The sequence below is a fragment of the Microbulbifer epialgicus genome, from assembly GCF_041447265.1.
Taxonomy (GTDB): Bacteria; Pseudomonadota; Gammaproteobacteria; order Pseudomonadales; family Cellvibrionaceae; genus Microbulbifer; species Microbulbifer epialgicus.
On sequence record NZ_JBGMEK010000125.1, the window covers coordinates 1 to 7597 of the forward strand.

At 45.0% G+C, this 7597-nt stretch carries 9 protein-coding genes and 2 pseudogenes; 3 read left to right on the forward strand and 8 right to left on the reverse strand.

Annotation, left to right across the window (positions count from 1 at the left end):
• Positions 1 to 162 (forward strand): annotated as a pseudogene (locus ACCI49_RS22670) (IS256 family transposase); the annotation flags it as partial.
• Between the two features lie 136 nt (positions 163 to 298).
• Here the strand turns inward: ACCI49_RS22670 and ACCI49_RS22675 are convergent.
• Positions 299 to 961 carry a hypothetical protein gene (locus tag ACCI49_RS22675; RefSeq protein WP_371841509.1) on the reverse strand — a complete coding sequence of 221 codons (663 nt, stop codon included), beginning with the start codon at positions 959 to 961 and terminating at the stop codon, positions 299 to 301.
• A 24-nt stretch (positions 962 to 985) separates the two neighbouring features.
• On the opposite strand from ACCI49_RS22675, the pseudogene ACCI49_RS22680 reads away from it, so the two are divergent.
• Both ACCI49_RS22680 and ACCI49_RS22685 read left to right on the forward strand, forming a co-directional pair.
• Positions 986 to 1596 (forward strand): annotated as a pseudogene (locus tag ACCI49_RS22680) (IS1595 family transposase); the annotation flags it as partial.
• A gap of 19 nt (positions 1597 to 1615) precedes the next feature.
• Positions 1616 to 1855 carry a Tn3 family transposase gene (locus ACCI49_RS22685; RefSeq protein ID WP_371841510.1) on the forward strand — a complete coding sequence of 80 codons (240 nt, stop codon included), beginning with the start codon at positions 1616 to 1618 and terminating at the stop codon, positions 1853 to 1855.
• A 258-nt stretch (positions 1856 to 2113) separates the two neighbouring features.
• On the opposite strand, the gene ACCI49_RS22690 is transcribed toward ACCI49_RS22685, so the two are convergent.
• The 7 genes from ACCI49_RS22690 to ACCI49_RS22720 all read right to left on the reverse strand — a co-directional run bounded on the left by ACCI49_RS22690 (position 2114) and on the right by ACCI49_RS22720 (position 7522).
• Positions 2114 to 3121, reverse strand: a complete 1008-nt coding sequence (locus tag ACCI49_RS22690; RefSeq protein ID WP_371841511.1) for a hypothetical protein — start codon at positions 3119 to 3121, stop codon at positions 2114 to 2116.
• Between the two features lie 182 nt (positions 3122 to 3303).
• A complete protein-coding gene (locus tag ACCI49_RS22695) occupies positions 3304 to 3597 on the reverse strand; it encodes a PAAR domain-containing protein (protein WP_020413592.1) in 294 nt (97 codons plus the stop codon).
• 3 nt (positions 3598 to 3600) lie between these two features.
• A complete protein-coding gene (locus ACCI49_RS22700) occupies positions 3601 to 4179 on the reverse strand; it encodes a DUF6931 family protein (protein WP_371841512.1) in 579 nt (192 codons plus the stop codon).
• Positions 4180 to 4195: 16 nt separating this feature from the next.
• Positions 4196 to 6103: a type VI secretion system Vgr family protein gene (locus tag ACCI49_RS22705; protein WP_371841513.1), complete on the reverse strand. Its 1908-nt coding sequence runs from the start codon at positions 6101 to 6103 to the stop codon at positions 4196 to 4198.
• Positions 6104 to 6266: 163 nt separating this feature from the next.
• Complete coding sequence (locus ACCI49_RS22710; protein ID WP_371841514.1) at positions 6267 to 6755, reverse strand: Hcp family type VI secretion system effector; 489 nt, start codon at positions 6753 to 6755, stop codon at positions 6267 to 6269.
• 332 nt (positions 6756 to 7087) lie between these two features.
• Positions 7088 to 7249 carry a hypothetical protein gene (locus ACCI49_RS22715; RefSeq protein WP_371841515.1) on the reverse strand — a complete coding sequence of 54 codons (162 nt, stop codon included), beginning with the start codon at positions 7247 to 7249 and terminating at the stop codon, positions 7088 to 7090.
• A gap of 138 nt (positions 7250 to 7387) precedes the next feature.
• Positions 7388 to 7522, reverse strand: coding sequence for a hypothetical protein (locus ACCI49_RS22720; RefSeq protein ID WP_371841516.1), 135 nt, complete (start codon positions 7520 to 7522; stop codon positions 7388 to 7390).
• Positions 7523 to 7597: the final 75 nt, after the last annotated feature.

Consider the following 7597-nt stretch of genomic DNA (forward strand, 5'->3'; position numbering starts at 1 on the left):
AAGGGTGGTTTCGCCAATGAGAATAGCTTACTGAAGCTTCTTTACGCCGGTATACTAAAAGCCCCCGAACGCTGGACACGCCCGATTCAAAATTGGAATCTGACACTGTCACAGCTGGCGATCCACTTTCCAGATCGCCTGGAGAAATATATCAGCCTATAGTTGCCTGGCTGACGCAGAGTTTTGAACACCCTCCGAGTAAATCAATTTACGATCTAGTTTGTCAAGTTACTGTCTGGTTATCACTAATCAACTAGTAAGAGCAGCCTCTCATAATCATTTGCACTTGTATGAATGATCAAAACTCCAGTTTTGCTACATGCATATTGGTTCTAATTGTAGCTCCTCTATTCCCAAGGTTATTCCCGGATTTATACTTTAGATTTCTAGAATCAGTAACAACTGAAGAGGCCCCACCATCTTTTAACGCTTGGTGGAGATCTTGTTGAGGAATCTTTGGATTAATATTGGCGCTATACACATGGAGATTTACTTCATTATTTATACCGAAGTGCCTGCATGCTTCCATGATAGCTTCAGTTGTTGCTTTATATAAATCTTTATTTAGCTTCACCAAGAGGCTGAGTTCAAGGCTTGCTTCCCCCTCAGCATTCAGATTTTTGACATAGACATTGCTAAGAATATCCCTTGGCTCAATCATATAGAACTGAGAGGCTACGGTTACTGCATCAATAATATGATGCGGGTTAGTACCATCTATACCAAATACCCATATTTCGTTATCAATTAAAGCCGCCTCTTTTATGCTCGTTTTAAGGCGTGGATAGAATGGTGAAACACTGACGGCGTGCTTAGTTTTCCAGACTGGTAGTGAATCAAAAGCAGTACGAAGAACATACTGTCGCTCTTGTATTCCATTTAAGATAAGTGTTGCATCAGTTTTATATTTGCTAGCCTGACTTCCCTCGGCTGTAAGCGGTACACAATCCACATTATTCATTAAAGTATGTAGTTTGTGTACCGCTTACCTTACAACGCAGCTTGGCGTATGAAGCAGAAACTCATGCAAGTGATGATGGAACAAGATCACCAATACAAACTGTCTGGCTTCGTTGAATTGGATGACGCCTATCTTGGTGGAGAACGTACAGAATGCAAGCCTGGGCGCAGAGCCAAGGGTAAAACCCCCTTTGTGGCTACCGTCGAAACCACCAGGGAGGACGCCCCACCCGTATTAAGCTCTCTGTTGTCAAAGGCTTCAAGAACAGCGAAATCTCTACGTGGAGCAAGAAGCATCTCTGCAGCGGTAACACAGTAATCTCCGATGGTCTCGCGTGCTTCAACGCTGTGAAAGAAGCTGGCTGTGCGCATGACAAGATTGTTTGTGGTGGAGGTCGGGCTTCTGTTGATGAACCTGAATTTTATTGGGTGAATACTGTGCTCGGTAATTTAAAGAGTGCTCTGCGTAGCACCTACCATGCGATTAGGGCGAAATATGCGCAGCGTTATTTGGCTGAATTTCAATATCGGTTTAATCGAAGATTTGATTTGTCAGCGCTCATTCCCCGGCTTATTTTTGTCTCACTCCGCACACCACCGATGCCGGAAAGGTTGCTGAAAATTGGCTTAGCATAGGTGGTAATTAGGTAGAGTTTTGCTCTGCAGCACAATACTTCAGAATATTGTGATCTCATGGAACTATCTCTACTTGTCTGATTACTTGCTTTCCATTGATGACGCTGAACAGCGCCAATCTATAGCAGATGGCATTTCTAATGGGTCAGTTATCAGTTGGGAGCATATCAATATGCTAGGCAACTTTGATGAACAGCTACAGGGACCAGCTTTCTTGGCAACCCTCCAGGAAATGCGAAATATCAAACTCCACACGTAGCTCGTAACTACCTAACTTTGACCCTCAGTACAGCTCATCCTCCGTCTCATTGAAGGTGGCTCAACAAAAAACCTATATATCAAAAGATTGAGTGAATTTCGTGCAATATTTCCCTCGATTTTGTCAAATAGCCAAATATCTACCATCTGGTAAGATCGCTTACGGACAGTTCACTGAGCTCGGGCTAGGATACCTAATTGCAGGAAAGGGAACTCTTCAATGATTTACAATTAAGTGAACTGTCCCCAGAGTTTTTCTTTATTGGTTTTGCAAGTTTGGATGTACTTTTCTCTTGCTCATAATACCTACTGCAACCTTCTCAAGTTCTAGATCTCCGGGAAGTTGTGCTACGTCATACGCGAACCATGCCAGTGAGTCTGCATTATCTACCGCATTCATCACACCAATTTCTATCAGTTTTCTAGCCGCACTATCTTTTGAACGTAACGTTTTTAATGCCTCTTGCTCAACAATTTTGAATACTTGATCACTAGGCTTGTCTTTATGAATATTAAGATATATAGGAGCAAGGGCACTGATTTCATTATCTAATTTATCCACAATACTTCCATCATCCTTGAAGTACTCATGATCCACTGTTTCCGCGAATTTATGTGTTGCCTCGTGTATCAGAGTGACAATACAATATATCCCACCTTTTGGCCAAATTATTTTGAAATTCAAATGGATGGGGTAATAGAAAGGTTCCATAAATCCCCCCCCATTGAGTTGCTCCCCCCACGTCGAGGATAAGGTGCCGCTCTCCCACCATTTCGCTTTCTTCATCTTATATGTATTTGAAAGATACCTGGGAATTTTTTCAATAAAGTCCACATACACAAAACCCGCATAAGATTCCGTGGGGTCTTTATAACCTGCTGCCTTCAAGACAGAAGTCTGAATTTTTGCTCTTACTGGCATCTGGGGCCTGTCCGCAAGCTCCACCCCCTTATTCAAACCCGTCTGAGTTCTATTTAACCGGCTAAGTATCGCGTTTAAACAAATTATTTGTTTTTCTCGTGGACAATCTGTGGGAAGGCCGAAGTAGTAGGAAAGTAAATTATGAAATTTACCTGGAACCTTATCAGGGGTAACAAGAGCTGTGGAGCATACTTCCATCGCCCGATTCAAGATGGTCTGTGCTTCATCTAGCCAGCTTTCAAGTGATTTTTTCACTTTCGTTTGATAGAGGACCGGTGCATTATCCTCGACCAACACGGAAAAGCTTACCCCATGCTTGATGCTGCGACTAATTAGTTTTCCCATGACGATTGTCCTATGATCTTTTATTTTCAAGTAATAATTGCAATTCATTCACGGAGAGAGTAGATCATCTCGCCACCCCATAAATAAATTATTTGGCGCTCTTACTCCCCCTGCTTACTGTTGGTCGGCTGTTTAATCAGTCCATAACAAATTAACCTTAATAAACAATGATGATGTAAAGCTTAACCGCCAATCAAAACTGTCGGGCAGCCGATTACAATCTTGCCTCCATGGCCAGTTGTATCTCCCATGCGGGCAGCAGGCTTTTTTTGCAGCAATACGGTAGTGCTGCCCATAGCTACGGTATCGGGCGGTCCTACACAGGTACAGGCACTGCCGACTGTGGCTGAGGGCATACCGCCGATAATAACGGTGGGTGCTCCGGGGCTTAAAATTGGCCCGCCTACATGAGGCACGGTGCCTGTCACCATTGGACAGACATGCATGTCCGTTATACGCGAAGCCGGTTTGCCCATTATTTAGTCCTCTATCCTGCCATTACCACCACGTGCCAGGTCCAACCCTTGATTCATATATCGAGCGAATCTTTTGCCGGGATCGACCGGATCAGATAAAACTGCCGCGAGAGTGACACTACCGGCGACGGCGTGTGCATAAAGATGCTCTGGCGGCTCAACCACAGGCTCGCCTTCAGCCGCCAGACTTCCATGGCACCAACTCGCTGCTGTAGCAGCCCAACTCGCGGGGGTTTTATGCTTGGTTTTATTGCCCAGGGTTTTGCACTTTAACCGAGTTTCTTCGCTGGGTTTCTTGGCCCAGCTTTCTGCTGCTATTAATGCATTTACATTGTCTTCATCAGTTTCAGGACCTTGAATATCCCGAGCCGCGAGACAAGCCCACCAAACAGCTTCCCGTTTGGGGAGTCCGTGTGCTAACAGTTTGATGGCATCTGGGTAGAGACATGCGTCTACCAGTTGATTAATACTGACTTCAGGAGCGGTATCGGGTACCAGGTGTTCTTCCGCCTCCTCGCTCACTTCAAAATTTTCCAGTAATTCTGCTGCGGTCAGTGCCTGTACTTTGATCAGGTCAGTCATTAGTGATTGATCCTCATCAGTTGATCATAGTCACGCCGCCTTTCAGGGTAAGCATGCCGCCGCCCTTCACTTCGGCAGTGGCGTCGCCTTTGCAAGAAAGCATGGTGCCTTTGATGGTGATTCCCGCTGGGGTTAATTTGATACTGCTACCCCCGACCTTTAATTCAATTGAAGCTTTTGAGGATATTTTGATAGCACCCATGGCATCTGTGGTTTGCGAGCCTTTACTAATTTTTAATGTATGATTTCCTGAACCAATCGTGACAGTCTGGTTTCCTTTATCCACATTCAATTTTTGGTCACCTTTGGCAATAGTGACTACTTCGCTGCCATCAGTTACGGTAATGCTACGATCCTGTTTAACTTCGAGGGTTTGTTTATTTTCTATTTTACCGGACTGGTCATTATGGATAACAAAGTTGTGATCCTTGCCGGCCTCCATATAGATTTCTTCGCTGCCGCCTTTGTCATCAAACCGCAATTCATTGAAGGTGCTACCTTCATATTCGGTTTTCCAGCCACTCTGTGTGGCGGTGTAATTGGGGCCGGGATTATCGCCGTTGTACACCGCTCCGGTAATTAAAGGGCGGTCGGGGTCGCCATTGATATAGGTAACAACCACTTCCTGGTTTACCCTGGGTACAAAATTTGCCCCCCAGTTTTTACCTGCAAAGGACTGCATCACTCTGACCCAGCAGCTGTTTTGCTGGGAATTCCATGGAAACTTCACCTTTAACTGTGTGTAGGGGTCCTGAGAGCTGTCGGATGCGGTTGCTTTTACTTCCAATACACGTGCTACTTGTGGTGAGTGTATTTTCTTTGCAGAAACATTCGGCTGTGGGCGTGGCATTACCGCAGATGGGATACAGCTGAAGGTATTGTGGAAGTGTGTTTCGTTACTGTTACCGTCTGCAGCTGAAACATGCACAGACGTAATAAGATACTTCCCCTTTTCTGACGACAGGCTGTGGTCAAAATTAAAACGCCCGCCGGCAGTAAAGGAGGGGCAGTCGCTACGTCCATGGCTCACATCAAATAGTGCTTCCTGAGCCTCCATGGCGCGCTCCGCCAGAGCCTTGTGATAGCTATCCGTAAATTTGTGTTTGTGTTCGCCATCAGCCTGGAAGTGGTTCAGGCCATATAAGCCGCGCAGATAGTTAGAGACATCATTCAGCTTGCTGGTGGTTTTAACTTGCTGCTTATTGTCTTTGGTAGCAGTAAATTCACTGTAATCCTTGAGCTCAAAACCGCCGCCGTGGTAGTTGAAGTTTCTTCTCCAGCTACTCACTGTATTTTTCGTGGGATGGCTGCCGCCTCCGTCATACTCAATTTTTTCACTTTCACAGTCGTAAAAATCCTGAGGATCATCGCAGAGTACCAGCTCATGCTGCCCTTCAGAGTGCTTGAAGTAGTAGGAAATACCCTCTTCAGCGATTAAGCGATTGATAAATTCAAAGTCGCTTTCATCAAACTGTACGCAGTATTCACGGGTGATGTATTCGGCATTTAGCTTTAAGGTCAGTTTGATAACCTTGCTGTATTCACCGAGCACTTCTTCGAGAATTTGCTTGGCGGACTTCTTTTCGAAAACTCTGTTGGAACCTCCGAGACTTGTGAACCACAGGCCAGGTTGAAGAATTGCGCTATAACTGCGCACGCCTTCGGCGTTTACATCGTGAAGGGAGAACTGGGTAACATAGCCATTAATATGCCGCGGTGTCTCAGAGTGATGGATAGAGACGGTTACCGGCTTACCAACAAGGTCCTTTTGTTCAATAGCGTGGTCATCTGAGAGAAGCTGTACTTCATAGCGAAAAAGCTTGGAAACATGCTCCTCGCCTTGTAAGGTCGTTGCAATCAGCGCATCCGTGCCGACAGGGCTGTCGACCGTAATCATTCTTTTATCTTGATTGAGTGTAGCCATGGGCAGCCCCAACTATCCCTACGGTGCCAAATAAGAAATGAGATTTTAGAAATCTGCAGTTCTTTAGGTCAGTGCTCGTATAAGCACTCAGCTAAAGAACTGGAGGACAGCAGCCCGCAGGTACTCTGCAGGCCACTGTTCAACCCGAAGCAAGTCGAACCAATTACAGCGGAGTCGCTGTAGTGAGGTCGTATCCAACCTTCATGTTCTTCGGGTTCTTGTTAGTCTTATCAGCGTGGTCGAGTTCGGCTTCGATTTTGGCAAAGCTCAGAGATACGGACTCTTGAGGAGCACCGCCGGCAGAAGCACCAATGCTGTAAGAAGCGATAATGACGTCAGTCAGTTTGTAAACAGCGTACTTTTCTACAGAGTTGGCGCCGGTCTGTACAATGTGGATTTCTACGGGCACGCCTTCGTCTCCAGTGACAGAAGTCTTGAACAGACCACCGGAAGCAGCATCGATGCGCTTGGTGAAAGTTACTTCGCTCAGGCTGGGGCGAGAGGCTTCACGGTTGGAGGTAGCACCAGCTTCCATTTTGATATCGCGGCCAACACCAAAGTTGAAGCTGTCAATTTCGATCCAGTCCTCGTAACCTTTGGCGGTGACGTTGCCTTTGGTAGCTTTCTTGTTAAAGTTCATGTAGATAGCCATGGGGATTCCCTCTTTTTTGGCTTTTGATGTTGGTGATTAATCCTTTACCACGGCGATGAGTCAAAAGCTCAGGTAACGTCGCAGTGGCAACTGAGGTAATTTAAGCAGAGAGAGAAGCAAAAAAAAAACACTTCTATCTTTCATGGCATTACACATATCTACAGGAAATTGGAGATCCACTAGGTTCAGAGCAATGAACACCCAAGCAAAAAAAGATCGAATAAGCGGGTTCGAGAACCCAAATACTAGTAACTCAGAAATAATAAATACTTTATGCTGTAAATACGAGCATGAAATACAACGTAAGAAAACTCAGTACAGAAGAACAGTATCTAATGCGCAATAAGTGTTAGGTAGCTCTCTACCATTACGGGTGTTTCAGCCATTGTGGCCATAAAGTTGGGCACAAACCCCATTTTTTTCTTAGCAGCTTCTAGGGTTTTCTTAGAAGCATCTGGAGCTGTTTCAATTGTGTATCGTGTAAAATTAACCATGAGCTTTACCTTTACATTGTTCGATATGAAATTGAATTGAAGATCCACAATATTTTGAACTAACAAAGCAATTTTTTCATATTGCTCTATACCTCTTTAACACTTGTTTTGTGGTAAAGAGGTATAGATGTTTTCATACTATGCGGCCGTAGACTGACTCAACTTATCAAGTACTGGAAAAAGGTCTCTCAGCTCAGGACGACGTGTATAGTCAGGATTCACTTCCACATAGGTGATAATTCCATCAATGCCTATGACATATCTTGCAGGCATAGGTAAATTCCATGATCCTACCCACCAACGACGGACACTCTCTTAAGCGATAAACTACGCAGCAGAGGTGCTCTA

What these genes read in the sequence shown, in the direction of transcription:
- ACCI49_RS22715 (WP_371841515.1), bottom strand. Translation starts at nt 7,249, where the DNA reads ATGGTTAATTTTACACGATACACAATTGAAACAGCTCCAGATGCTTCT.
- ACCI49_RS22700 (WP_371841512.1), bottom strand. Translation starts at nt 4,179, where the DNA reads ATGACTGACCTGATCAAAGTACAGGCACTGACCGCAGCAGAATTACTG.
- ACCI49_RS22675 (WP_371841509.1), bottom strand. Translation starts at nt 961, where the DNA reads ATGAATAATGTGGATTGTGTACCGCTTACAGCCGAGGGAAGTCAGGCT.
- ACCI49_RS22710 (WP_371841514.1), bottom strand. Translation starts at nt 6,755, where the DNA reads ATGGCTATCTACATGAACTTTAACAAGAAAGCTACCAAAGGCAACGTC.
- ACCI49_RS22695 (WP_020413592.1), bottom strand. Translation starts at nt 3,597, where the DNA reads ATGGGCAAACCGGCTTCGCGTATAACGGACATGCATGTCTGTCCAATG.
- ACCI49_RS22720 (WP_371841516.1), bottom strand. Translation starts at nt 7,522, where the DNA reads ATGCCTGCAAGATATGTCATAGGCATTGATGGAATTATCACCTATGTG.
- ACCI49_RS22690 (WP_371841511.1), bottom strand. Translation starts at nt 3,121, where the DNA reads ATGGGAAAACTAATTAGTCGCAGCATCAAGCATGGGGTAAGCTTTTCC.
- ACCI49_RS22705 (WP_371841513.1), bottom strand. Translation starts at nt 6,103, where the DNA reads ATGGCTACACTCAATCAAGATAAAAGAATGATTACGGTCGACAGCCCT.